The sequence below is a fragment of the Streptomyces sp. x-19 genome (assembly GCF_046549115.1).
Taxonomy (GTDB): domain Bacteria; phylum Actinomycetota; class Actinomycetes; order Streptomycetales; family Streptomycetaceae; genus Streptomyces; species Streptomyces albulus_C.
The window spans coordinates 83,494-106,656 of record NZ_JAJPWK010000002.1 but is presented as its reverse complement, the minus strand read 5'-3'; the positions used below and the strand labels follow the sequence as shown (position 1 = coordinate 106,656).

Annotated in this window: 21 protein-coding genes; 8 read left to right on the top strand and 13 right to left on the bottom strand. The window is 71.5% G+C overall.

The features are described from left to right. Positions 1-61: 61 nt before the first annotated feature. Positions 62-1,729: a protein kinase domain-containing protein gene (locus tag ACLJT4_RS04795; protein ID WP_411121145.1), complete on the top strand. Its 1,668-nt coding sequence runs from the start codon at positions 62-64 to the stop codon at positions 1,727-1,729. Positions 1,730-1,762: 33 nt separating this feature from the next. Here ACLJT4_RS04795 and ACLJT4_RS04790 read toward each other — a convergent pair whose 3' ends face one another. The 3 genes from ACLJT4_RS04790 to ACLJT4_RS04780 all read right to left on the bottom strand — a co-directional run bounded on the left by ACLJT4_RS04790 (position 1,763) and on the right by ACLJT4_RS04780 (position 4,062). Then, complete coding sequence (locus tag ACLJT4_RS04790) at positions 1,763-2,806, bottom strand: phosphotransferase (protein WP_411121142.1); 1,044 nt, start codon at positions 2,804-2,806, stop codon at positions 1,763-1,765. 52 nt (positions 2,807-2,858) lie between these two features. Next, complete coding sequence (locus tag ACLJT4_RS04785; protein ID WP_016579327.1) at positions 2,859-3,275, bottom strand: pyridoxamine 5'-phosphate oxidase family protein; 417 nt, start codon at positions 3,273-3,275, stop codon at positions 2,859-2,861. Positions 3,276-3,402: 127 nt separating this feature from the next. Further along, the gene (locus tag ACLJT4_RS04780; protein ID WP_016579326.1) at positions 3,403-4,062 is read right to left on the bottom strand and encodes a response regulator; all 660 of its coding nucleotides are present in this window, start codon (positions 4,060-4,062) and stop codon (positions 3,403-3,405) included. Between the two features lie 325 nt (positions 4,063-4,387). On the opposite strand from ACLJT4_RS04780, the gene pdhA reads away from it, so the two are divergent. Genes pdhA through ACLJT4_RS04765 form a run of 3 tightly spaced genes read left to right on the top strand, consistent with a single transcriptional unit; the run spans position 4,388 to position 8,079 of the window. Then, positions 4,388-5,605 carry a pyruvate dehydrogenase (acetyl-transferring) E1 component subunit alpha gene (gene pdhA, locus ACLJT4_RS04775; RefSeq protein ID WP_411121141.1) on the top strand — a complete coding sequence of 406 codons (1,218 nt, stop codon included), beginning with the start codon at positions 4,388-4,390 and terminating at the stop codon, positions 5,603-5,605. Positions 5,606-5,607: 2 nt separating this feature from the next. Continuing rightward, complete coding sequence (locus ACLJT4_RS04770) at positions 5,608-6,591, top strand: alpha-ketoacid dehydrogenase subunit beta (protein WP_411121140.1); 984 nt, start codon at positions 5,608-5,610, stop codon at positions 6,589-6,591. 21 nt (positions 6,592-6,612) lie between these two features. Continuing rightward, a complete protein-coding gene (locus tag ACLJT4_RS04765) occupies positions 6,613-8,079 on the top strand; it encodes a dihydrolipoamide acetyltransferase family protein (protein WP_411121139.1) in 1,467 nt (488 codons plus the stop codon). Between the two features lie 107 nt (positions 8,080-8,186). Here ACLJT4_RS04765 and ACLJT4_RS04760 read toward each other — a convergent pair whose 3' ends face one another. Then, entirely contained in the window at positions 8,187-8,363 is a 177-nt protein-coding gene (locus ACLJT4_RS04760; RefSeq protein WP_411121138.1) for a hypothetical protein, read from the bottom strand. Between the two features lie 204 nt (positions 8,364-8,567). Between ACLJT4_RS04760 and ACLJT4_RS04755 the strand changes: the two genes are divergently transcribed. The 3 genes from ACLJT4_RS04755 (at position 8,568) to ACLJT4_RS04745 (ending at position 11,619) form a co-directional block, all read left to right on the top strand. Next, the gene (locus ACLJT4_RS04755; protein WP_411121137.1) at positions 8,568-9,419 is read left to right on the top strand and encodes a GNAT family N-acetyltransferase; all 852 of its coding nucleotides are present in this window, start codon (positions 8,568-8,570) and stop codon (positions 9,417-9,419) included. Between the two features lie 137 nt (positions 9,420-9,556). Beyond that, entirely contained in the window at positions 9,557-10,249 is a 693-nt protein-coding gene (locus tag ACLJT4_RS04750; protein WP_411121136.1) for a GntR family transcriptional regulator, read from the top strand. A gap of 116 nt (positions 10,250-10,365) precedes the next feature. Next, complete coding sequence (locus tag ACLJT4_RS04745; RefSeq protein ID WP_038526085.1) at positions 10,366-11,619, top strand: MFS transporter; 1,254 nt, start codon at positions 10,366-10,368, stop codon at positions 11,617-11,619. A 148-nt stretch (positions 11,620-11,767) separates the two neighbouring features. Here ACLJT4_RS04745 and ACLJT4_RS04740 read toward each other — a convergent pair whose 3' ends face one another. The 3 genes from ACLJT4_RS04740 to ACLJT4_RS04730 form a co-directional block, all read right to left on the bottom strand. After that, complete coding sequence (locus tag ACLJT4_RS04740; RefSeq protein WP_411121135.1) at positions 11,768-11,974, bottom strand: hypothetical protein; 207 nt, start codon at positions 11,972-11,974, stop codon at positions 11,768-11,770. Between the two features lie 132 nt (positions 11,975-12,106). Next, positions 12,107-12,931 (bottom strand): maleylpyruvate isomerase family mycothiol-dependent enzyme, encoded by an 825-nt coding sequence (locus tag ACLJT4_RS04735; RefSeq protein ID WP_376169530.1) that lies wholly within the window; start codon positions 12,929-12,931, stop codon positions 12,107-12,109. Between the two features lie 238 nt (positions 12,932-13,169). After that, entirely contained in the window at positions 13,170-13,700 is a 531-nt protein-coding gene (locus ACLJT4_RS04730) for an LURP-one-related/scramblase family protein (protein ID WP_016571790.1), read from the bottom strand. Positions 13,701-13,764: 64 nt separating this feature from the next. On the opposite strand from ACLJT4_RS04730, the gene ACLJT4_RS04725 reads away from it, so the two are divergent. Continuing rightward, positions 13,765-15,579 carry an NHL domain-containing thioredoxin family protein gene (locus tag ACLJT4_RS04725; protein ID WP_411121133.1) on the top strand — a complete coding sequence of 605 codons (1,815 nt, stop codon included), beginning with the start codon at positions 13,765-13,767 and terminating at the stop codon, positions 15,577-15,579. Between the two features lie 64 nt (positions 15,580-15,643). On the opposite strand, the gene ACLJT4_RS04720 is transcribed toward ACLJT4_RS04725, so the two are convergent. The 6 genes from ACLJT4_RS04720 to ACLJT4_RS04695 form a co-directional block, all read right to left on the bottom strand. After that, positions 15,644-16,282, bottom strand: coding sequence for a DUF4232 domain-containing protein (locus tag ACLJT4_RS04720; RefSeq protein ID WP_411121132.1), 639 nt, complete (start codon positions 16,280-16,282; stop codon positions 15,644-15,646). Between the two features lie 153 nt (positions 16,283-16,435). Continuing rightward, complete coding sequence (locus tag ACLJT4_RS04715) at positions 16,436-17,341, bottom strand: helix-turn-helix domain-containing protein (protein ID WP_411121131.1); 906 nt, start codon at positions 17,339-17,341, stop codon at positions 16,436-16,438. Between the two features lie 188 nt (positions 17,342-17,529). Then, positions 17,530-18,438, bottom strand: a complete 909-nt coding sequence (locus tag ACLJT4_RS04710; RefSeq protein ID WP_411121130.1) for a hypothetical protein — start codon at positions 18,436-18,438, stop codon at positions 17,530-17,532. A 353-nt stretch (positions 18,439-18,791) separates the two neighbouring features. Next, positions 18,792-19,616, bottom strand: coding sequence for a DUF4232 domain-containing protein (locus tag ACLJT4_RS04705; RefSeq protein ID WP_411121129.1), 825 nt, complete (start codon positions 19,614-19,616; stop codon positions 18,792-18,794). Positions 19,617-19,779: 163 nt separating this feature from the next. After that, positions 19,780-21,759 (bottom strand): BTAD domain-containing putative transcriptional regulator, encoded by a 1,980-nt coding sequence (locus ACLJT4_RS04700; protein WP_411121128.1) that lies wholly within the window; start codon positions 21,757-21,759, stop codon positions 19,780-19,782. A gap of 1 nt (position 21,760) precedes the next feature. Next, positions 21,761-23,056 carry a M18 family aminopeptidase gene (locus tag ACLJT4_RS04695; protein ID WP_411121127.1) on the bottom strand — a complete coding sequence of 432 codons (1,296 nt, stop codon included), beginning with the start codon at positions 23,054-23,056 and terminating at the stop codon, positions 21,761-21,763. Positions 23,057-23,163: the final 107 nt, after the last annotated feature.

Genomic DNA, 23,163 nt, shown 5'->3' with positions numbered 1-23,163 from the left:
TGCTCTAGCGAAGACCGAGACCTTACCGCTGCAATGCGGATCGATTCGACGGCGAGGACCGATGGCACCGACGCAGCGCCCCCAAGGGCCGTCCGATCCTGACGCCACCGGCTCCAACGTCTCCGACGCGCCGGAGCTGTGGGGCAACGGCGGGCTGGTCGGTGACGGCCGCTACCGCCTGACGCGTCGGCTGGGCCGCGGCGGCATGGCCGAGGTGTTCGCCGCCGAGGACGTGCGCCTGGGCCGGACCGTCGCCGTGAAGCTGCTGCGCGCGGACCTCGCCGAGGACCCGGTGTCCAAGGCCCGCTTCACACGCGAGGCGCAGTCCGTCGCCGGTCTGAACCACCACGCGGTCGTCGCCGTCTACGACTCCGGTGAGGACTTCGTCAGCGGCAACACCGTGCCGTACATCGTGATGGAGCTGGTCGAGGGCCACACCATCCGGGACCTGCTGCTCAACGCCGAGGCGCCGCCGCCGGACCAGGCACTGATCATCGTCTCCGGGGTGCTGGAGGCGCTGGCCTACAGCCACCAGCACGGCATCGTGCACCGCGACATCAAGCCCGCGAACGTGATCATCACCAACAGCGGCGCCGTGAAGGTGATGGACTTCGGCATCGCCCGCGCCCTGCACGGTGCGCAGTCGACCATGACCCAGACCGGCATGGTCATGGGCACCCCGCAGTACCTCTCCCCGGAGCAGGCGCTCGGCAAGACCGTCGACACCCGCTCCGACCTCTACGCCACCGGCTGCCTGCTGTACGAACTCCTCGCGCAGCGGCCGCCGTTCACCGGTGAGACCCCGCTCTCGGTTGTCTACCAGCACGTCCAGGACATGCCGGTGCCGCCCTCCCAGGTCGCCGACGCGGTGCCGCCGGAGCTGGACGGCCTGGTCATGCGGTCGCTGGCCAAGGACCCCGACGACCGGTTCCAGAGCGCCGAGGAGATGCGCGGTCTGGTCCAGTACTCGCTGCAGATGCTGCACGAGCAGGGCGGCCACACGGGCACCTGGAACACCGGCCCGGTCGCGCTGCACGAGGGCGGCCACACCATGGCGCTGCGCGGCGGAGCGGCCGAGACCTCCGTCATGTCGCACGCCGACGCCGGGAAGACCACGGCCCAGCCGATCCTGACGCCCGGCATGCGGGACGACGACGGCGGTTTCGAGGGCGGCTACCGCCAGGCGAAGGGCGGCCGCGGCAAGATCTGGCTGATCGCGGTGCTGGCACTGATCGCCATCGCGGTGGGCGTGGCCTTCGCGCTGCAGAACACCAACGCCAACGAGCACAAGCCCAAGACGCCGGTCACCCAGTCCCCGCAGCCGTCCCAGTCGGACGAGACCACCCAGCCGCCGACGGACGAGCCGTCCACCACGGACACCTACCCGGGCAGCACCAGCGGCGGCGGGAACCCCTACACCCACCGCCCGACCCACCAGCCGAGCACCCAGCCGTCGTCCGAGCCGACGCCCTCGAGCCAGCCGAGCTCGGAGCCGCCGACCAGCACCACCGGCGGGACGACCGACGGTGGCACCACCAACGGTGGCACCACCAACGGCGGGACGACGGACGGCGGGACCACCAACGGCGGGACGACGGACGGCGGGACCACCAATGGCGGGACGTCGAACGGCGGGACCACCAACGGCGGCACGTCGAACGGCGGGACCACCAACGGCGGCACCACCAACGGTGGCACGACGCCCCTCGGCGGGGCGACCGGCGGCTGACCGGGACGGATGGACGGGCTGGCGCCGTGCGCGTCAGCCCGTGAACGCCCTTCGCACGGCGGGGAATTCGCGGGTCCACCACACGGCCAGCGCGGCCGCCGCGGGGAACTGCGGATCGGTGCGTCGGTCGCCGAGCCGGTAGCGCCAGGTCAGCATCCAGAAGTCGTTCAGCCGCTCCCACCACACCCGGTGCACGGCCGCGGCCAGCTCGTCGGCCCCGGCCCCGCACACGCTGCGGTAGGCGGCGGCGTACGCGGCGACCTTCGACAGGTCCAGCGTGCCGCAGGGACGGACGAAGAAGATCACGGCGGCGCGCACCGCCTCCTCCGCGCGCGGGTGGACGCCCAGCCGGTCCCAGTCGACGATCGCGCCCGGTTCGGTCCCGCGGTAGAGCACGTTCAGCGGGTGGAAGTCGCCGTGCACCCAGCCCGCGGGGGGCTCCGCACCGGGAGCCGGCCGGCGGTGCGCCTGCCGCTCCAGGAGGGCCCGGCGCTCCAGGAGGCGGTGCTCGGCGAGCTCGTCGAAGCTGGTCCGCGGCCGGGCACCGCGGGCGAGCGCCAGCAGCTCGTCGATCGTCTCGAAGGTCCGCTCCGGGTCGGCGGCGGCGTCCGTGCCCGGCGGCCGCGGTGGCGCCGGTTCGTCGGCCATCACCTGCTCCAGCGTCGTGTGGACCAGCCCGAGCAGCCCGCCGAGCCGGCGCGACTGCCCGTCGGTCAGTGCCGTGCCGCTCAGATGTCGGCCCGTCCTCCAGGGGTGCAGGGCGTAGTGGCGGCCGTCCAGGACGGTGAAGGTCCGCCCGTCCGTGCCCCTCACGGGCGGGACGACGGGCAGGCCGCACCCGGCCAGCCTGCGGGTGGCGCGGTGCTGGCGGGTGAGCGCGGCCCGGTCGCCGTCGAGGTGGTGTTTGAGGAAGTAGCGGCCGCGGGTGGTGGCGAGGAAGTAGCCGTGGTTGAGCAGGCCCTCGGCGACGGGTTCGCAGGACAGCGGTGCGCCGGCTCCGTCGTAGTGGCGCAGCAGGGATCCGAGGGTGTCGCGGTCGGGCGTGGCCGCCGACCGGACTACAGATGAGCGCAGCACGCGCCAGATGTTAGATCAACTTCGCCCAGTGGAGTGGGTGCCCCGGAAAGCCTCACAGAGGGTGTGCGTATCCGAAGACCGGGACGTCCGTGAGGTGATGCAGCGTCACGAATTCCGGCTCGATCCGCAGGAAGACCGCGTCGTACGGGACACCGTCGGCCAACCGCGGGGTGCGGCCGAACAGTTCCCGCTCGACCGGGGTGGGTTCGATGACCCGGGCGGTGCCGGTGAACTGCACGGACCAGGTGTCGCGGGCGCCGCTGTTGACGTTGTCGGCCTCGTAGGCGACGACGCTGCCGTCCAGCGCCCGGTGGTACTCGTAGCCGCGGTGCAGGCGCAGGAGCACGCGACCGTCGACGACGACGTGCCGGGTGACGGTGGTGAAGGGGAGCGCCCGCCGGCTGGCCGACACCCGGCCGTAGGGGGTGCTGCTCAACAGCTCGATGGCGCGGAAGACGTCGGTGGGCATGGTGTCACCCTGCCCGCCCGGTGTGGCGGCGGGTAGGGGCGGCAGCCCCCGCGACGCGGGACGTTGGTCCCTTCCGCCGGTCCCGGAACCGCCGGCTCCGGGGTCGTGGCCTTGGTGTCGTTCCTGTTCAGCGCCGTTCGGCCTGCATGCGGGCAACATAGGCAGCGGCCTGGGAGCGGCGTTCCATGCCGAGCTTGGAAAGCAGGCTGGAAACGTAATTCTTGATCGTTTTCTCGGCGAGGTGGAGTCGTTCGCCGATTGCGCGATTGGTCAATCCCTCGCCGATCAAATCGAGGATCTTGCGCTCCTGCTCGGTGAGGTTCGCCAGTCGGTCGTCGCCCTTCGCGGCGTTGCCGTCGCGGAGCCGTTCCAGGACGCGGGCGGTGGCCACCGGGTCGAGCAGCGATTTCCCGGCCGCCACGTCGCGAACCGCGGAGAGGAGTTCACTGCCGCGGATGGCCTTGAGGACATAACCGGACGCACCGGCCATGATCGCATCGAACAGGGCCTCGTCGTCGGCGAACGAGGTGAGCATCAGGCACTTGATCTCTTCGTCCTGGGCGCGAATCTCGCGACAGACCTCGACGCCGCTGCCGTCCGGGAGGCGGACGTCGAGCACGGCCACGTCCGGACGCGTCGCCGGGATCCTGACCAGCGCATCCGCCGCGGTGCCGGCCTCGCCGACCACCTCGATGTCGTCCTCGACCGACAACATTTCGTGGACGCCCCGCCGGACCACTTCGTGGTCATCGAGCAGGAAAACCGTGATTTTTCCGTCTTCACGCACCTTCCTAGTCTCACACATCAACTCTTCCCGTGCTCCAGGTCACCGATATAACGTGCCGTTGTCCCGGCGGCCTGCAACGCTGTGACCAGGAGTTGTTCCCAGCCTTCGCGATTTACTTGGAAATCCAAGCAAAATCGCAGGTCAGCGCCATTTCCACTTCGGCTTTGACAATGGGTAACGTGCAATGAGCAGGCCACTCCGGGGCGCTTTGTTCCACCCGGATCCGGCCGCGTTCGCACACACCCCGTGCGCCGTATCGGATACCGGGTGAGCCGCAAACGGCCACCGGCGGACCCCGGGGGCCGGACAGACGGAGGAGCAGCACGTGACCGTGGAAGGCACTGCCGAGCGGAAAACCGCCCGCGGCGGCAGCAAGCGCACCACCGCCAAAAAGACGACGCCGGCGAAGAAGGCGACGCAGTCCAAGGCCGGGAACAGCGCCGGGCCGGACCAGGCGGAGCAGGACCAGCTCGTACAACTGCTGACCCCGGAAGGGACGCGGGTCGAGCACCCGGACTACACGATCGACCTCTCTCCCGAGGAACTGCGCGGTCTCTACCGCGACATGGTGCTGACCCGGCGGTTCGACGCCGAGGCAACCACCCTCCAGCGCCAGGGCGAACTGGGCCTGTGGGCCTCGCTGCTGGGCCAGGAAGCCGCACAGATCGGTTCCGGCCGCGCGCTGCGCGACGACGACTACGTCTTTCCCACCTATCGGGAGCACGGCGTGGCCTGGTGTCGCGGCGTCGACCCGACGAACCTGCTGGGGATGTTCCGCGGCGTCAACCACGGCGGCTGGGACCCCAACAGCAACAACTTCCACCTCTACACCATCGTCATCGGTTCGCAGACGCTGCACGCGACCGGTTACGCGATGGGCGTGCAGAAGGACGGCGCGGATTCCGCGGTCATCGCGTATTTCGGTGACGGCGCGTCCAGCCAGGGCGACGTCGCCGAATCCTTCACCTTCTCCGCGGTCTACAACGCCCCGGTCGTCTTCTTCTGCCAGAACAACCAGTGGGCGATTTCCGAGCCCACCGAGAAGCAGACCCGCGTCCCCCTCTACCAGCGCGCCCAGGGGTACGGATTCCCCGGCGTCCGGGTGGACGGCAACGACGTGCTGGCCTGCCTGGCGGTGACCAAGGCGGCGCTGGACCGCGCGCGCACCGGCCAGGGCCCCATGCTGATCGAGGCGTTCACCTACCGCATGGGCGCCCACACCACCTCCGACGACCCGACGCGGTACCGCCCGGACGAGGAGACGCTGGCCTGGGAGGCCAAGGACCCGATCCTGCGGCTGCGGAAGTACCTGGAGGCCGAGGGCTTCGTCGACGACGCCTACCTCGCCGCGATCGACGAGGAGAGCGACGTCCTGGGCAAGCGGGTCCGCGACGTCGTACGGGCCATGCCCGACCCGGATCACCTGGCGATCTTCGAGAACGTCTATGCCGACGGGCACGCGCTCGTCGATGAGGAGCGCGCGCAGTTCGCCGCCTACCAGGCGTCGTTCGCGGACGCCGACGCCGCCGCGGAGGGGAACTGACCATGGTTGTCCACGAGAAGATCACCATCGCGAAGGCGATCAACGCGTCGCTGCGGGCCTCCATGGAGGCCGACCCCAAGGTCCTCATCATGGGCGAGGACGTCGGCAAGCTCGGTGGCGTCTTCCGGGTCACCGACGGGCTCCAGAAGGACTTCGGCGAGGACCGGGTGATCGACACCCCGCTCGCCGAGTCCGGCATCGTCGGCACCGCGATCGGCCTGGCCCTGCGCGGCTACCGACCGGTCGTGGAGATCCAGTTCGACGGCTTCGTCTTCCCCGCCTACGACCAGATCGTCACCCAGCTCGCGAAGATGCACGCGCGGGCGCTGGGCAAGGTCAAGGTGCCGGTCGTCATCCGCATCCCGTACGCGGGCGGCATCGGCGCCGTCGAGCACCACTCCGAGTCGCCCGAGGCGCTCTTCGCGCACGTCGCCGGGCTCAAGATCGTCTCCCCGTCGAACTCCTCCGATGCCTACTGGATGCTCCAGCAGGCCATCGCCGGGGACGACCCGGTCATCTACTTCGAGCCCAAGCGCCGCTACCACGACAAGTCGCGCCTGGACACCGAGTCGATCCCGGACCCGCTGCACAAGGCCCGGGTGACCCGGGCCGGCTCCGACCTCACCCTGGTCGCCTACGGCCCGATGGTGAAGGTCTGCGAGGACGTCGCCAAGGTCGCGGCCGAGGAGGGCAAGTCGGTCGAGGTGGTCGACCTGCGCTCGATCTCCCCGATCGACTTCGACACCGTCCAGTCCTCGGTCGAGAAGACCGGCCGGCTGGTCGTGGTCCACGAGGCGCCCGTCTTCTTCGGCTCGGGTGCGGAGATCGCCGCCCGGATCACCGAGCGCTGCTTCTACCACCTGGAGGCACCGGTGCTGCGGGTCGGCGGTTTCCACGCCCCCTATCCGCCGTCCAGGCTGGAGGACGAGTACCTTCCGGGGCTGGACCGGGTGCTCGACGCCGTTGACCGTGCGTTGGCGTACTGAGGGCTGAGGAGAGTCGTGACCATGACTGCAGGGACCGCCGGCGCCGCGCACACGCAGCGCATCCGCGAGTTCAAGATGCCCGACGTGGGCGAGGGCCTGACCGAGGCCGAGATCCTCAAGTGGTACGTCAAGGCCGGTGACACCGTTGCCGACGGCCAGGTCGTGTGCGAGGTCGAGACCGCCAAGGCCGCCGTGGAACTGCCCATCCCCTACGACGGGGTGGTGCACGCGCTCCACTTCGACGAGGGCACCACCGTCGACGTCGGCACCGTGATCATCGCGGTCGACACCGACCCGGGCGCCGGTCCCGTCGGGGAGGCCCCCGGTGAGGCTGCGGCGCCCGCCGAGGAGGACGACGCCGAACCGCAGGGCCGGCAGGCGGTGCTGGTCGGCTACGGCGCCGCGCCGTCCTCGACCAAGCGCCGGGCGCGCAAGCAGCAGCCGGGGGTGCCGGCCCAGTCGGAGCCGGTGACCGCCGGGCTCCAGGCCGAGCTCAACGGGCGCAGCGCGCCGGCGCCTGCCACCACTCCGGTGGCCGTGCCCGTAGCGCCGGCGGCACCCGCCGCCGCCGTTCCGGTCGCCGAGCGTCCGCTGGCCAAGCCGCCGGTCCGCAAGCTCGCCAAGGACCTCGGCATCGACCTGGCGACGGTCGTCCCGACCGGGCCGGGCGGCGTCGTCACCCGCGACGACGTCTACGCGGCCGCCGCACCGGCCGAGGCGGCGGCGCCGGCCGCCCCCGAGGTGGCCGTCCCGACGGCGGTGGCCCCGGTCACCGCCTTCGACGCCGCGCGCGAGCGTCGGGTGCCGGTCAAGGGCGTGCGCAAGGCCACCGCCCAGGCGATGGTCGCCAGTGCCTTCACCGCGCCGCACGTCACGGAGTTCATCACCGTCGACGTGACCCGCACGATGAAGCTCGTCCAGGAGCTCAAGCAGGACCCGGACCTGGCCGGGCTGCGGGTCAATCCGCTGCTGTTGGTGGCCAAGGCGTTCCTGGTCGCCATCAAGCGGCACCCGGAGGTCAACGCCGCCTGGGACGAGGCTACTCAGGAGATCGTCTACAAGGACTACGTCAACCTCGGGATTGCCGCGGCCACCCCGCGCGGCCTGCTCGTCCCGAACATCAAGGACGCGGGGGCCAAGACGCTCCCCCAGCTCGCCACGGAGCTGGGCGAGTTGGTGGCCACGGCCCGCGAGGGCAAGACCTCACCGGCGGCGATGTCCGGCGGTACGGTCACCATCACCAACGTCGGCGTCTTCGGCGTCGACACCGGCACCCCGATCCTCAACCCGGGGGAGTCGGCGATCCTCGCGGTCGGTGCGATCAAGCTCCAGCCGTGGGTCCACAAGGGCAAGGTCAAGCCGCGCCACGTCACGACCCTCGCCCTCTCCTTCGACCACCGGTTGATCGACGGCGAGTTGGGCTCCAAGCTGCTCGCGGACATCGCGGCGATCCTGGAGCGGCCCAAGCGGCTGATCACCTGGGGCTGAGTCGGCCGGACTGATCGTCCGGGGCGGGAGTCCGGGACGACGGTGGGGCGGTGTTTCACGTGAAACGGTCGGTGCGTTTCACGTGAAACACCGCCCTTGGTCGTTGCTCAGCCGCGGATGAGGTCGACCACGCGGCTGAGGTGCGCCACCGGGCCGGTCGGGGCGGACGGGTCGACCGGCGCCGCGCTGCGGGCCAGTACGGCGCCGGCCCACACGGTGGCGACGATCAGGGCCAGTGCGACGGCGTTGCGCGCACGGTGGCCGGTGTGCGTCCTGGACTGCATGGTCAACTCCCCTTGTACGGGTGCCTTATCGGTTCCGTGTGTCCATTCACCCATGGGAATGCGGCCGTTCCGTACGCGTCAGGTACGGACTCGCGTACGCCTTGAGTCGGACCGTGGGTCCCCCTCGGGTCCCCCTTTCGAGCGGGGCCGTCCTCGACCGGAAAGAGTTTGCTGCCGGCCGTCCGGCTCCCTACGGTCGGCGAAATGAGCAGTCACACGGTCATTCGGCGCTATCGGGACGCGGATCAGGACACGGTCTGCGACCTGTGGTCCAGGGCGTCGAAGCAGGCGCATCCGTTCATCGAGGGAGAAGGCGAGGGGGAGCGGGCCCGGATCCTCCGCGAGGTGCATCTCGTCCGGGCGGAGAAATGGGTCGCCGAGCGCGACGGGGCCGTCATCGGCGTGCTGGGGCTCCGGGCCGGGGACGACGCCGGGGCGGAGATCGGCGGGTTGTTCGTGGCGCCGGAGGCACAGGGCGCCGGGACCGGCCGGGAGCTGGTGGAGCATGCGGCCGCGCGGTACGGCGCGCTGACCCTGGAGGTCTTCGAGGAGAACGCCCGGGCCCGGCGGTTCTCCGCCCACCTGGGCTTCACCGAACGCGGGCGGTGGATCGACGACCAGACCGGCCACCCGCTGATCGCCGCGGAGCGGGAAGCCCCGCTGCGGTCGGTGTCGTGGCTCCACGTGCGGGACGGCCGGCTGCTGAGCGTGCGGACGCGGGGGAACGACACCTTCTACCTCCCGGGTGGCAAGTACGAACCGGGGGAGACGGCACGCGAGGCGCTCTCCCGGGAGCTCTCGGAGGAACTTGGCCTGCGCATCCCGGCCGCGGAGCTCTCCGAGGCGTTCGTCGTCCACGACGTGGCGCACGGCAAGAACGGTCGGCGGCTGCACATGACCTGCTTCACCGGTGGCCCCCAGGACATCGCGCCGGCCCCCGGCCGGGAGATTGCCGAGTACGCGTGGTTCGACCGCCACGAGTCCTCCGCGCGCTGCGCACCGGCCCACCGGCAGGTGGTGGACCGTCTGGTCGCGCAGGGGCGGATGTCGGCCTGAGGAGACGGTCGGCCGGCGCTCCGAAGCAGCTCCGGCCGACCCCGCATAACGCCTCTTACCAGGGCAAATATCTCGTTGATCGTCCGCATTGCGGAATGCCGTGCCGGTCGCATACTTGTTGTATCTATCCTGTGCGCATGCCATCAGCGTCCCTGTCCACCGTCCCCACGAGGGAGACCGGTCCCGTTCCCGCCAAACAGCCACCCGCTGCCGAGCGGGTCTACACCCACATCAAGGACGCCGTCCTGGAGCGCCGCTACGAGGGCGGGATGCTGCTCACCGAAGGGGAGCTCGCCGACGCGGTGGGCGTCTCCCGCACCCCGGTGCGGGAGGCACTGCTGCGACTGGAGGTGGAAGGGCTGATCAAGCTCTACCCGAAGAAGGGCGCGCTGGTCCTTCCGGTCTCCGCGCAGGAGATCGCCGATGTCGTCGAGACCAGGTTGCTGGTGGAGAAGCACGCCGCGGCCAAGGCCGTGCCCGCCGGCGCCGCGCTGATCAACGAGTTGACCGAACTGGTCGAGACGATGCGGGCGCAGGCCGCGGCGGGCGACCTGGCCGCTGTGTCGATCACCGACCGGGCCTTCCACGCCGCCATCGTGCGCAGCGCCGGCAACCAGATCCTGGACCGGCTCTACGAGCAGCTGCGCGACCGGCAACTGCGGATGGGCGTCGCGGTGATGCACGCCCACCCCGACCGGATCACCAAGAACATCACCGAACACACCGAGATCCTGGAGGCCCTGCGGGCCGGCGACGCCGAAGCCGCCACCGACGCCGTACAGCGGCACGTCAGCTGGGTCCGCAACCTCGCGCAGGGGAACGAGCGATGAGCGGGCGTACCGACGGTGCTGCCGGCAGCGACAGTTCCACCAGTGGTGGCATAGGCGGCATAGGAGGGGGCGGCGTCCGGCTGCTTCCCTCGGACCCGCCCGGTGGCCGGAAGGCCGTGGCCGTATGGGGCATCGGCGTCGCCGTCTACTTCGTCGCGATCACCTACCGCACCAGCCTCGGCGTGGCCGGCCTGGACGCCGCCCACCGTTTCCACATCAACGCCTCCGCGCTGTCCACCTTCTCGATCCTTCAGCTGCTGGTCTACGCGGGCATGCAGATACCCGTCGGCCTGCTGGTCGACCGGCTGGGCGCGAAGAAGGTCCTGACCATCGGCGTGGTGCTCTACACCGCGGGCCAGTTCGGCTTCGCGTTCTCGGACTCGTACGGCATGGCGCTCGGCTCGCGGGCGCTGCTGGGCTGCGGTGACGCGATGACCTTCATCAGCGTGCTGCGGCTCGGCTCCCGCTGGTTCCCGGCCCGTCGCGGCCCGATGATCGCGCAGATCGCCGCCCTGGTCGGCATGGCGGGCAACCTGATCTCCACCCTCGTCCTGGCCCGCCTGCTGCACACCTTCGGCTGGACGACGACCTTCGCCGCCAGCGCCCTGGGCGGCATCGTTGTGCTGGCCCTGCTGCTGCTCTTCCTCAAGGACCACCCCGAGGGCTTCGCCCCGCCGCCGGCGTCCCGCGAGCACAGCGGCGCCGCGTTCATCCGCGGCCAGATCGCGGCCGCCTGGCGCGAGCCCGGCACCCGGCTGGGCATGTGGGTGCACTTCACCACCCAGTTCCCGGCGATGGTCTTCCTGCTGCTGTGGGGCCTGCCGTTCCTCGTGGAGGCGCAGGGTCTCTCCCGCGGCACGGCCGGTGAGCTGCTGACCCTCGTGGTGCTCTCCAACATGGCCGTCGGCCTGGTCTACGGCCAGATCATCGCGCGCCACCACGCGGCGCGGATGCCGCTGGCGCTGGGCACCGTCGCGGCCACCGCCCTGCTGTGGGCGCTCACCCTGTGCTGGCCGGCCGCGCACGCGCCCATGGCGCTGCTGGTCGTGCTCTGTGCGGTGCTGGGTGCCTGCGGCCCCGCGTCGATGATCGGTTTCGACTTCGCCCGGCCGGCCAATCCGCCGGAGCGCCAGGGCACCGCGTCCGGCATCGTCAACATGGGCGGCTTCACCGCCTCGATGACCACGCTGCTCGCGGTCGGCGTCCTGCTTGACGCCACCGGCGACAACTACCGGATCGCCTTCGCCTCGGTCTTCGTTCTGGAGGCGCTCGGCATTTCGCAGATCCTCCGGCTTCGTCGGCGTGCGGCACGGCGCGAACGGGAACGGTTGGTGGTCAGCAGGGTCGAGGCCGTTCACGTCCCGGCCTGAGGACGGTCGCCGGTCTCCCCGGCGGACGCGTCCTCGGTGGCGGCGCGGCGAGGGGTGTTTCACGTGAAACGGCGAATCCCTTGCGGATCGCCCAGTCGACGGGCAGCGGTGTGGGCGGATGGAGACCGCGCTTTCGGGTTTCCTCGCGTCACCGCTTGTGCGCTGCCTGCGTCAGCGCTTCTGCCGCGGAATCGGTCGGGGTGGGCGTGGCTGCCTGCGGCGGGTGGATGTTGATGGTGTGCCCTTGGTGGACGCTGCCCGCCGTGATGTTCTGCGCGGTGTTCCACATCCCGCCGCTCCCCCGGCCCTCTTCGACCCCGGGGCGGCCGTCCCCCGCCTTGACCGTTCCCTCCACCGCGTCGCGCCCCTCGCAGCCGAAGCCTGCCGAGCCACGCTGCCCCAGCGAGCCCAGCGGCCCCTCAATCCCTCGTGGGACGCCCCGTCCGGGCCACTGGTTCCTCTCGGGAGTGCCTGAGCGGCCCGGGCGTTACGGCGTGACGGCGAAGTTGTCGAGGATGGCGTGGGCGAGGTCCTGGTCGCCGTCGATCTTGATCTGCTCGACCAGGGCCGCCGGCCGGACCCGTCCGCACGCCAGTTGGTGGAAGGCGTCCCAGTCCATGGTCAGCGTCACCGTCGGGCCGAGCGAGACGCTGCCGTCGATGGTGGCCTTCCCCTCGGCGTCGACCCGGACGGTCCGCATGAACTCCACCGGGCCGCTGATGTCGAAGACCACCGTCGAACGGGCCGGCGCCTTGGCCCGTTTGGTGACGATCCCGGGCAGTGCCCGCACCAGCAGGTCGCGGGCCACCAGCGCACCCGCCGAGTCGAGGTTGCCGGGCTTGCCGAACACCCGGCGGAGGTCCTGCTCGTGCGCCCAGACATCGAACGCCCGCTGCTCCAGGACGAATTCCAGGGTGCGCTCCTCGCCGAGCGGGCTGCGTACCACGGTGTCCGGCTGACGGGTCTCGTTCCGCAGCTGCCGGGAGCGCCGGATGATGGTGTATTCGAGCTCGCTGAGCATCTCCGGCGCGGTGTGGTGCCGGCGGACGTCCACCTGGACCTCCATCCGGCGGGCCGACTCGCTGCGCACGTGGTACAGGTCGCGGGGCAGCGTGTGGATCGGCCGGGGGTCGCCCAACATCTCGCATTCCAGGCCGATGACGTGGGAGACGATGTCACGCACGGACCAACCTGGCAGGTCCGTCGCCCTGTTCCACTCGCCTTCGACGAGCGGCGTCACCAGCTCGGTTATCGCTTCTATGGAGTGCGTCCAGGCATCGATGGAGGACTGAAGGCTGGGATGGACGGTCACGGGACCCCTCGAACGGTTCGTACGCGGGCTGCTGTCTGGCAGTTAAGTTACGCTGCGCACCGGCACCCCGGCAGTGCTTTCGGGTGACCATCGTAGGCGGATGTTTGACGGTCGGGCCGTTCGAAAGCGTTGCCGGTGGTACTGTGCGCGATTCGCCGCTCCCGATTGGTGCGGAGTCGGCGCGACCGGCCAATTACCGTACGGTAAGAGGGTTTTGGTCGGTACGCCCGGCGCGTCCTCAGTCGTCCTCCCGCTCCCGCTCGGCCATCCGGATCACGGAGACCGCGACGGCGATCAGCAGCGCCGGGTCCGCGTCCTCCCGCACGACATTGACCGCGTAGGTGTCACGGACGGTCAGCCACCGCCGTGAGATCTCGGCGAGCAGTTCGCCGTCGTACTCGACCGCGAACTCCCGATCGAGGATCTTGCCGCTCACGTCCAGCTCGGTGCCGTCGACCAGTTCGACGCGGAAGTGATGGCGCAGCAACGAAAGGCGCTTGCGCTTGATGGTGGCCAACGGCTCGTCGTCCCGCTCGATGGTCATCGCGTCGCGCAGGCTGAACATCTTCTTGCGGATGGTGATCAGGACCCGCCGCTCGGTGTCCTTGAGCTCGAAGGTCTCCCGCAGCCGGAGCGCCTTCCCGTCCACGAGGAACGCGTGCCGTCCGTGATCGTCGTCGACCCAGTAGTCATCGCCGATGCCGAAGATCCGGTCGTGCACGAAGTACTTGCGGGAGCGAGGGTGGTGCGCCTCGTGGGATTGCAGCATGGGTGACGTGTTCCCCGTGGCCCCTGCGGAATGCCTGGACACCGGAGTGACGTTGAATGTCCACATGGCTTCACGTGCGCGCGTCCGGGCCCCCGAGCTGATCGGCAAGGGCGGCTGGCTCAACACCGGCGGAAACGACCTCACCCTCACTGACCTGCGAGGACGCATTGTCATCCTCGATTTCTGGACGTTCTGCTGTGTGAACTGCCTGCACGTCCTGGACGAGCTGCGGGAGCTGGAGGAGCGCCACCGCGACTCGGTCGTGATCATCGGTGTGCACTCCCCGAAGTTCGTGCACGAGGCCGACCACCAGGCCGTCGTCGACGCCGTCGAGCGGTACGGCGTCGAGCACCCCGTCCTCGACGACCCCGAGCTCGCGACCTGGAAGCAGTACGCGGTGCGGGCCTGGCCGACGCTGGTGGTGATCGACCCCGAGGGCTACGTCGTGGCCCAGCACGCGGGCGAGGGCCACGCGCACGCCATCGAGACGCTCGTCGAGGAGCTGATCGCCGAGCACGGCGCCAAGGGCACGCTGCGGCGCGGGGACGGCCCCTACGTGCCGCCGGAGCCGGTCGCCACCGACCTCCGTTTCCCCGGCAAGGCCGTGCGGCTGCCTGGCGGCACCTTCCTGGTCTCCGACACCACTCGGCACCAACTGGTCGAGCTGGCCGCCGACGGTGAAGAGGTGCTGCGCCGGATCGGGAGCGGGGAGCGCGGGCTGGGCCCGGACTCCTTCAACGAGCCGCAGGGACTGGCGCTGCTGCCCGACGGCACGGTCGCCGTCGCGGACACCGTCAACCACGCGGTCCGGGTCTTCGACCCCGCGACCGGCACGCTGGAGACGGTGGCCGGCACCGGCAAGCAGTGGTGGCAGGGCTCGCCGACCGCGGGCCCGGCCCGCGAGGTGGACCTCTCCTCGCCGTGGGACCTCGCCTGGTGGCAGGACCGGCTGTGGATCGCGATGGCCGGCGTCCACCAGATCTGGGCCTACGACCCGGCCGACGGCACGGTGGCGGTGGCGGCCGGCACCACCAACGAGGGCCTGGTGGACGGTCCCGCGGCGGAGGCGTGGTTCGCCCAGCCCTCCGGGCTCGCGGCGGCCGGCGACCGGCTGTGGATCGCAGACTCGGAGACCAGCGCGGTGCGCTGGATCGAGCGGGCGGCCGACGACGCCGCGGACGGTTACGTGGTCCGCACGGCCGTCGGCACCGGCCTCTTCGACTTCGGGCACCGGGACGGCGCCGCCGAGCAGGCCCTGCTCCAGCACCCGCTGGGCGTCACCGCGCTCCCCGACGGTTCGGTCGCCGTCGCGGACACCTACAACCACGCGCTGCGCCGCTACGACCCGGCCAGCGGTGAGGTGACCACCCTCGCCACCGATCTGCGGGAGCCCTCCGCGGCGGTCCTCGCCGACGACGACATCGTGGTGGTGGAGTCCGCGCGGCACCGGGTGACCCGGCTCCGGCTCCCCGAGGAGGCGGTGCGCGTCGAGTCTGTGGCCCACCGCACCCAGCGGGCCGCGACCGACATCGCCCCCGGCACCCTGCGGCTCGATGTGGTCTTCCAGGCCCCGGCCGGCCAGAAGCTCGACACCCGCTACGGTCCCTCCACGCGGCTGCTGGTCAGTGCCACGCCGCCGGAGCTGCTCGCCGACGGGGCGGGTGCGGGCACGGACCTGGCGCGGGACCTGGTCCTCGCGGACGGCGCGACCGAGGGCGTGCTGCACGTCTCGGCGATGGCCGCGTCCTGCGACGACGCCCCGGACGTCGAGTACCCGGCCTGTCACGTGCATCAGCAGGACTGGGGCGTGCCCGTCCGGATCACCGGGGACGGCACGGCCCGGCTGGGCCTCGTGCTGGCGGGGCTGGACGCGGAGTAGCCCCGGCCACCGGCCCCCAGTCGAGGCTACGCGTGCCGGCCTGGGGGTCGGCGGCCGCGGGACGTCACCCGACGCCGGCCTCCAGCTTGGCCGCGGAGAGGGTGCTGTACCAGTTGGTGACCTTGCTCTGGCCGACGGAGACCGTCGTGTACTTCTCGGCGAAGTTGTAGGTCACGGGCTGGCCGGTGGTCCGGGAATCCTCCGATCGGCCCATGAACCGGACGGCCACGTCCTTCTGCTTCGTGCCCAGGGCGGCGGCGCTGGTGGTCGGGATGACCGCGTAGGCGGTGGAGTGCGGCCGCAGGGTCACCAGGTGGCCCGAGTCGGGCTTCACCCTCGGCAGCGGCGTCTTCGCCTGGTTGAACGACAGCAGCGGCGCGTTGTACAGCGTGCAGCTCAGCGAGCCGGAGGAGTTCCGGTACCGCACGGTCACATACCCCTTGGGCCCCGTCACCTGGCCGAACTGGAGCCGGGCAGTGGTGAGGTAGCAGTTCGACACGTGACGGTTGGCCGCCGCGCCGGCGCCGGCCCCTGCCGCGGCGGCGCCACCGCCGATGATCTTGCGCTTCTTGCTCTTGGAGGACGAGCTCGTCTTCGACTTCGAGGAGCTGCTGTTGCAGCCGGTCAGCGCGAGCGAGCCGGTCAGGCCGAGGGCCAGCGCGGCGTACACGGCGGAGCGGCGACGGGTGCGGCGTGCGGTCATGGAAGGTCCCCCGGTGAGGTACTGCGGACGGCGAGGCGGCTATGTCATGGCACGGCCACGATAGCGACTGCCCCTCGAAGGGCCGGGGCGGGTGCGTTCCGCCCGGCCTCCGGCTGCTTTTTCCCCGGTGTGGACGGCTCAACCCGGGCGCGGTCAGTTCGGGCACCGGGGCAGCTCGTCGTCGAGCTGCTCCGGCCGGACGCGGATGCCCGGCATCCAGGCCCTGCCACCGTCATGGTCGACCCGGAACCAGATGCTGCTGTGCCCGCCGGCCTCGTCGGTGACGCTGATCCCGTCGGCGATCCTGCAGATGGCCTGCAGGACGTCGCCGTGCCAGACGCGGCCCACGACGTTGGGCCGCAGGTACGGCGCATAGGGGTCGCGGGCCAGCCCGAGCGCGCAGTAGTCGGTACGGCTGTGTTGGCAGGCCCGTTCGATGTTGTTCACGGTGATCCGGGCCGAGCCGGCGGCCGGTCCCGCGCCCGCCGCGGCCGATGCCCGTCCGTCGCCCGCCACCCGGCCGTCCGCGTCCGAACCGGTCAGCGCCATGACGGCGAATGCCGCCCCGGCGAGGACGGCGGCGGTGCCGAGCCCGGCCAACACCAGTCGCAACCGCCGCCGCCCCGGCGCTGCCTCCCGTGGATCCGCACCCGCCACCTCCTCCACGATCTCGCGGTCCGCCGCTGCCTCCGCGTCCGGTTCGGCCGCTGCGGGCGGTTCCGTAGCCGGCGTCGCCGCCTCGTCCGCCGCCTCCTGGGCGCGGTGGAGCAGCTCCACCAGTGCCGGCAGCCGGTCCTCACCAGTGAAGGAGAGCTTGCACCACTGCACCAGCAGTCGTTCATCGGGCAGGCTCTGGCCGCGTAGATAGCGCGACAGGGACGAGCGGCTGGCCGGCAGGCGGGCTGCTAACTCCTGGAGGCTGTAGCCCAGTTCGCCGTGCATGCGGCGCAGTGCGGAGACGAAGTCCCGGGCGGGACCGGAGAGCTCAGCCGGGAGTGGGGCCAGTGGTTTGCGTCGGACATTCGTGGCGTCGTTCTCATGGCCAGGCACGCCTCGCATTCCAGCACAGTGGCCATGCGCGTGCGAGGGGCACTTCCGCTCCCCTGTGACGGAAGTACCCCTCGTTACGCGATCCGGAACGAACCCGGACCGTTCGGTGACGTTTCACGTGAAACAGCGCGCTGCGGCCCGGTCGATCGTGAGCCAGCTCGGCCGTACGTGCCTCGCCCCCCGTTCGCTGCCGCCGTTCAGTCGCCGAACACCACGGGCCGGTACGGCGTGAACTCCGGGTCACCGCCCGGCAGGCCGTAGGTCAGGTTCCGGTGGTCGGTGCCGTGGTCACCGCGCTGCTCGAATGCGGTGTACGAGGAATGTGCGGCGTCGTCCCACTTCTCGAAGATGACGACGTGTCGGTTGTTGTTGTCCCCCGACGCGTCGACGAGGAGGTCACCACCCCTCAACGCGCCGAGCGAGATCGGCCGGGTGAGACCGCGATCGGTCGCCAGGCCCACGGTGTTGGTGCCGGGTGTCGGCAGCCGGAGGGCCATCGACACATAGCCCGAGCAGTCCTGCCGGTAGCCGTCCTTCCAGACCTGGGACTGGCTGTACGGGACCTGGGACCCGTTGTCGGCGGTCAGCCAGGTGGCGGCGCGCGCCAGCATCTCCCGGCGTGCGGCACCGGGGCCGGGCGGCGGGCCGCCCTGCACGGGTATGTCCGGCAACCGGTCCTGCGGTATGTCCACCGCGACCACGGTGAGAAAGCCGCTGACCGGCCTGGTGAGGTGCGCCATGTAGGTCGAGCAGGCGTTGCCCTCGCACACGCGCCGACCGGTGTTCACCTGATAGTCGGCGGTGATCCGGTCCTTCCCCGGTGCCGAGGCATTGATCATTCCGACGGCGGGGGAGCCGGTGTCGGCGCTGGCGTGCACCACCCAACGGGTCCCCCAGGTGGGGAAGTCGGCGGCGGCCCGCGGCGTCGAACCGACGGCGCCGTGCGCGACCCCGGCGATCCCGGTGATGCCGAGACCCGCCGCGGCGGCCGTCGGAAGCACCCGGCGCAGCAGGGTCCGGCGGAGCAGGGACCGGCGGAGCCCGGATGCCGCGCCCACCAACGGGGTTGTGCCGTCCCCCGGTGGCGTGGTGCCGTGTTCCTCCATGCCGGTGCCCCTCCGCCTCGTCGGTCCTTGGTGCCGTCCGCGGGGTCCGCTCGCGACGACGGAGACCATGGTGGGCCGGGACGGCCCCCGTGCACCGCCGCTGCGCGGCCTGTGGGACGTCGCTCTCGTCTCACAGGGCTGTGACCTGCGGTGACGTGGCGCGCGACGGCGGCTTTCGGGACGCCGAGGGGTGCCTGCTGGGACATGACGGGACAGCCGCGGGCAGATCCGGAGGCCGTGCCGCACGCGGCTGCTGAGGACCGACGGGAAGCGGGCAAGAGGAAAGGGCGCCCGCCGGGGGAATCGCGGGCGCCCTGCTTCGGGGGGCCGTCGTCGGCCCTACGCGGTCCGGACTACCAGGAGGCCGCGGTGTTGGGGTCCGACTGCCAGTACGTCACCTGCGCACTGTCGTCGAGGTACGCCGAGCCGCCCGGCAGCGCGACCTTCACCGACCCGCCGACGCTCCCGTCGCCGTCACGACCGGCGAGGCTGACGGAGAGCGAGGTCGCCGTGCGGCCGCCCTGGGCGTCACCGTCGGCCCGGGACAGCAGCACACCGGCGTAGCCCGATTCCCCCGGTGCCAGGGTGATCACGGCCTGCGGCTTGCTGTCCGGAAGGTCGGCCACCGGCGACTGTGCCTCGTCGAACTGGAGGTAGGGGTAGGCGTGGAGGTCGCAGGTGGCGCCGGAGGTGTTGGTGGCCTGCAGCAGCAGGTGGTTGATCGGGCGGGTCAGCGGCTGCGCCACGATGCGGACCTTGGAGGGGTCACAGGTGGTGCGCCGGGCACTCGACCCGCGGCCGCCACCGTTGGCGGCCTGTCCCGAACCGGCCGTGGGACCGTGCTTCCCGCCAGCGGCCGTGCTGTCCGCGACGGTGGCGTCGCCCGTGCCGCTCTTCCCGGTCGCACCGCCGTTGCCCTTGGCGCCGCCGTTCTCCTTCTCCGCCGGGGTGGGTGCGCCCTGGTCGTTGTGCATGCCGTTGGCCGCGGGGTCCTTGGCGTCCTGGGGCGCGGGGTCGAACGGCTTGGCGTCGCTGGTCTTGAGCGGGTTGTCCTGGCTTCCGCAGGCGGTGAGGGTCAGCGCGGCCACCGCGGTCAGCCCGGCCGCGGCGATCCGCAGCGTACGGCGCCGGGCCGAACGGGTCGTACGGGCCGTGGTGGCGGCATCGGTGCGTGGCATGTCCGGTCTCCCCCCGGGCGGCGGAGCGCGGCGAGGCGCTCCGCGGTCTGGCCCGGCGTGGTCGGCCGGCCCTGGTCCTGCGGTCTGTCCACAAGACTGCCGACCGCCGCTGCCGTACCGCTAACGCCTGCCTAACGCCCATGTCCCCCGTCGCGGCCGTGGCTCAGCCGGCCCCGCTTCCCGGGCGTCCGCCCGACCCGTCGGGCTCCGTTCCCTCGCCGCCGTCCGGTCGCCGGCCGCCCTCCGCACCCCCGTCCCGGGCGAACAGCTGCGTCAGGGCGCTGATCGTGTAGACGTCGGTGGCCTCTTCGTCCACCAGGTGCATTTCCGCGAGCCGTTCGAGTCCGTCCTGCGTGCGCTCCTGGTCGTACCCGGCGAGGGCAGCCGCGGCTGAGGCGTTGAGATGCCCGTCGGGACTGTTGGCCAAGGCCCGCAGCAGCCGGGCGTCGTCCGCGGACAGCCGGGCGACCGACACGCGCAGCGCCGCCGCTATTCCGGTGTCCTCCGCCGACAGCAGCGCCAGCCGACGCCGCTCGTCGCGCAGCGCGGAGGCCAGTCGGGCCAGTCGCCAGCGCGGCCGGGCGGTCAGCTGTGCCGCCGCAGCGCGGAGCGCCAGCGGCAACCCGTCGCACAGATCCACCAGTTCGCGGGCCGCCGCCGGGTCTTCCGCGACCCGGCCCGACCCCAGCATGGCGCCGAGCAGCGCAGCGCCCTCGTCGTGGCCGAGGGCCTGGAGGCCCACCGGCCGGGCGCAGTCCGTGGCGACCAGTCCGTCGAGCCGGCTGCGGCTGGTGACGACCGTGACGCAGTGCGGACCACCGGGCAGCAGCGGCCGCACCTGTGCCGAACTCCGTGCATTGTCCAGGACGACCAGCACCCGGCGCTCGGCTACCAGCGAGCGGAACAGCGCCGAGGCGGCCTGCGTGGAGCTCGGTACCCGTTCCGGCGGGGTGCCGAGCGCCTGGAGGAAGTCGCGCAGGACCTCGGCCGGAGCCGTCTCGTCGCCCTCGCCGAAACCGCGCAGATCGGCGAAGAGCTGGCCGTCGGGGAAGGAGCCGGCGTGCAGGTGCGCCCACTGCACGGCGCATGCCGTCTTGCCCACCCCGGCCGGGCCGGCGACCACGGCGAGCGGGCTCTCCCCGGCCGTACGGTCCGTCAACACGTCCGTCAGGGAATGCAGTTCGGCCTGCCGTCCCAGGAAGCGGGCAGGCGGCCGGGGAAGCAGGCGAGGTGCCCCGCCGGACCCGCTCCGGCCGGTCTGCGCCGGGTCGCCGGCCCCGCCCGTGCCCCCGTCACGGGGAGCCGGTGCGTCAGCGTCGTGTTTCACGTGAAACGCGCGCCCCTCGGCCGGAGCGCCCGCTGCCCCGCGCGTCGGCTCCGCGGCCTTCCGGGGATCGTCCGCGGTCTCCGCCCGAAGGATCTCCTCGTACGCCGACCGCAGCCGCTCGCCCGGATCGACGCCCAGCTCCTCGCTGAGCAGTCGTCGGGTGCGGTGGTACCACTCCAGCGCATCGGACTGCCGGCCGGTCTGGAACAGCGCCCGCATCAGCGCGGCGATCAACCCCTCCCGCAAAGGGTGGTTGACGGCCGCGGAGTACAGGACGGCCGCGGCCTGTTCGTTCTCGCCGAGCGCGCCGTACGCCCGGGCCAGTGCCTCGACGGCCGACAGCCTGCGCTCTTCGAGGGCGTGCGCGGCGGCCGCGAACGGCGGGCTGGTGACCGTGCCGGTGAGCGCCGGCCCGCGCCACAGCCCCAGTGCCTCGCGCAGCAGCGGGACCGCATCGGCCGGCGCTGCCTCGGGGCGGGCCAGCGCGACCAGTTCACCGAACCGGTGGGCGTCGATCAGTTCTTCCGGCAGCCGAAGCAGGTAGGCCGAGCCGTGGGTGGCCAGCTCGATGCCGAACGCCTCGGCACCGCCCGCCGCCAGCGTGGCGCGCAACCGCGAGACGTGCCCTTGGACGACCGTCCGGGCGTGCTCGGGCGGTTCGTCCTCCCACAGGGAGTCGATCAACTGCTCCAGTGGAACGGTGGTGTTGGGCTGCAGAAGCAGCAGTGCCAGCACACTGCTCCGTTTGGCGGGCCCGAGCGACAGCTCCTCGGAGCCGCTCAGCACGGAGATCGGGCCGAGCAGTGAGAATTCCAACTCAGCTCTCCAGGAAAGCCGCGAGGGCGTTCGCCAGCAGGTACGGGTCCTGCGCGCCGCACAGCTCGCGGGCCGAATGCATGGACAGGATCGCGACGCCGATGTCGACGGTCTGGATGCCGTGTCGGGCCGCGGTGATCGGCCCGATCGTGGTGCCGCAGGGCATCGCGTTGTGCGAGACGAAGGACTGCCAGGGCACTCCGGCCCGTTCGCAGGCGGCGGCGAACACCGCACGGCCGCTGCCGTCGGTCGCGTACCGCTGGTTGACGTTCACCTTCAGGATCGGTCCGCCGTTGGGCATCGGGTGGTGCCCCGGCTCGTGCCGGTCGCTGTAGTTGGGGTGCACCGCGTGCCCGGTGTCCGACGACAGGCAGATGGTGCCGGCGAAGGCCCGCGCCCGGTCCTCGTAGCTGCCGCCGCGGGCGAAGACCGAACGCTCCAGCACCGTGCCGAGCAGCGGGCCGTCCGCGCCGGTGTCCGACTGGCTGCCGTTCTCCTCGTGGTCGAAGGCGGCCAGCACCGGGATGCTGGTCAGCCGGTCACCGGCGGCGGCCGCCGCGGTCAGCGCGGCCGTACCGGCGTGCACGGACAGCAGGTTGTCCATCCGCGGACCGGCGACGAGTTCGCGGTCGCGCCCGAGGTAGGCGGGCGGTTCCACGCTGTGGACCATCAGGTCCCAGCCCTTGATGTCGCCTGCGGGGACCCCGATCTCCTCGGCCACGAACGCGATCAGGTCGCCCTCGGCGACCTCGCCCAGGCCCCAGATCGGCGTCATATGGCGCTGCTTGTCGAGCTTGAGCCCCTCGACGTTCACCGATCTGTCCAGGTGGACGGCGAGTTGCGGCACCCGCAGCAGCGGCCGGTCCACGGTGACCAGCCGGTTGCTGCCGTCCCGCAGCGTCACCCGACCGCTGAGCCCCAGATCGCGGTCGAGCCAGGTGTTGAGCAGCGTTCCGCCGTAGATCTCCACGGCGATCTGCCGCCAGCCGCGGGAGCCGGTGTCCGGGATCGGTTTGACCCGGAGGTTGGGGGAGTCGGTGTGCGCCCCGACGATGCGGTACGGGGTCGCGGCGTCGGCCCCCTCAGGCACGTACCAGGCGATGATGGCACCGCCGCGCAGCACGTACGCGCCACCGCTCCGGCCGTCCCACGCGTCGGTCTCCGCCACCTGACGGAAGCCTGCCTTCTCCAGCCGCTCCGCTGCGTTCGCCACCGCGTGGTAGGGCGACGGACTGGCGGCGAGGAAGGACATGAGGTCGTCGGTGTGGCCGCGGTCGTAGCGGACGGAGTTGGTCATGGATTCAGCATAAGGAGCCAACTCCGCACTTCCGCGTGCCCGAGGGGTGCGACTCCATTGCCTTCCGGCCACGATTTCCCCCTCGCCGGGCGGATGCGCCGGCGGAA

Coding starts and splice junctions, on each gene's coding strand:
- ACLJT4_RS04795 (WP_411121145.1), top strand. CDS start 62: ATGGCACCGACGCAGCGCCCCCAAGGGCCGTCCGATCCTGACGCCACC.
- ACLJT4_RS04785 (WP_016579327.1), bottom strand. CDS start 3,275: ATGCCCACCGACGTCTTCCGCGCCATCGAGCTGTTGAGCAGCACCCCC.
- ACLJT4_RS04770 (WP_411121140.1), top strand. CDS start 5,608: ATGGTTGTCCACGAGAAGATCACCATCGCGAAGGCGATCAACGCGTCG.
- ACLJT4_RS04765 (WP_411121139.1), top strand. CDS start 6,613: ATGACTGCAGGGACCGCCGGCGCCGCGCACACGCAGCGCATCCGCGAG.
- ACLJT4_RS04760 (WP_411121138.1), bottom strand. CDS start 8,363: ATGCAGTCCAGGACGCACACCGGCCACCGTGCGCGCAACGCCGTCGCA.
- ACLJT4_RS04755 (WP_411121137.1), top strand. CDS start 8,568: ATGAGCAGTCACACGGTCATTCGGCGCTATCGGGACGCGGATCAGGAC.
- ACLJT4_RS04750 (WP_411121136.1), top strand. CDS start 9,557: ATGCCATCAGCGTCCCTGTCCACCGTCCCCACGAGGGAGACCGGTCCC.
- ACLJT4_RS04730 (WP_016571790.1), bottom strand. CDS start 13,700: ATGCTGCAATCCCACGAGGCGCACCACCCTCGCTCCCGCAAGTACTTC.
- ACLJT4_RS04725 (WP_411121133.1), top strand. CDS start 13,765: ATGGCTTCACGTGCGCGCGTCCGGGCCCCCGAGCTGATCGGCAAGGGC.
- ACLJT4_RS04720 (WP_411121132.1), bottom strand. CDS start 16,282: ATGACCGCACGCCGCACCCGTCGCCGCTCCGCCGTGTACGCCGCGCTG.
- ACLJT4_RS04715 (WP_411121131.1), bottom strand. CDS start 17,341: ATGCGAGGCGTGCCTGGCCATGAGAACGACGCCACGAATGTCCGACGC.
- ACLJT4_RS04710 (WP_411121130.1), bottom strand. CDS start 18,438: ATGGAGGAACACGGCACCACGCCACCGGGGGACGGCACAACCCCGTTG.
- ACLJT4_RS04705 (WP_411121129.1), bottom strand. CDS start 19,616: ATGCCACGCACCGATGCCGCCACCACGGCCCGTACGACCCGTTCGGCC.
- ACLJT4_RS04695 (WP_411121127.1), bottom strand. CDS start 23,056: ATGACCAACTCCGTCCGCTACGACCGCGGCCACACCGACGACCTCATG.